The sequence below is a fragment of the Citrobacter sp. TBCS-14 genome (genome assembly GCF_005280805.1).
GTDB lineage: Bacteria > Pseudomonadota > Gammaproteobacteria > Enterobacterales > Enterobacteriaceae > Citrobacter > Citrobacter gillenii.
The window spans coordinates 1-223 of the sequence record NZ_SZWM01000253.1 but is presented as its reverse complement, the minus strand read 5'-3'; the positions used below and the strand labels follow the sequence as shown (position 1 = coordinate 223).

Below are 223 nucleotides of genomic sequence, written 5' to 3'. Positions count from 1 at the left end.
TCGTCGCGGGCCAACTGGCGGTAGAGAATGGGCAATATGTAGTCGACACGCTGGCTCGCGCCTGCGATGGTTGTCTGCAAGGTGAGTTTGCGGCGCTGATTACCGGTCCGGTTCACAAGGGCGTCATCAATGACGCTGGCGTCCCGTTTACCGGGCATACCGAGTTTTTTGAAGAGCGTTCACAGGCGAAGAAGGTTGTCATGATGCTGGCAACCGAAGAGCT

1 protein-coding gene is annotated in these 223 nt (G+C 57.0%); it reads left to right on the top strand.

Going from position 1 to position 223, the window contains the following annotated elements; translation table 11 throughout:
* Positions 1-223: 4-hydroxythreonine-4-phosphate dehydrogenase PdxA (locus FDX22_RS30920; RefSeq protein WP_255432888.1), on the top strand; the 223-nt coding region annotated here is incomplete at both ends.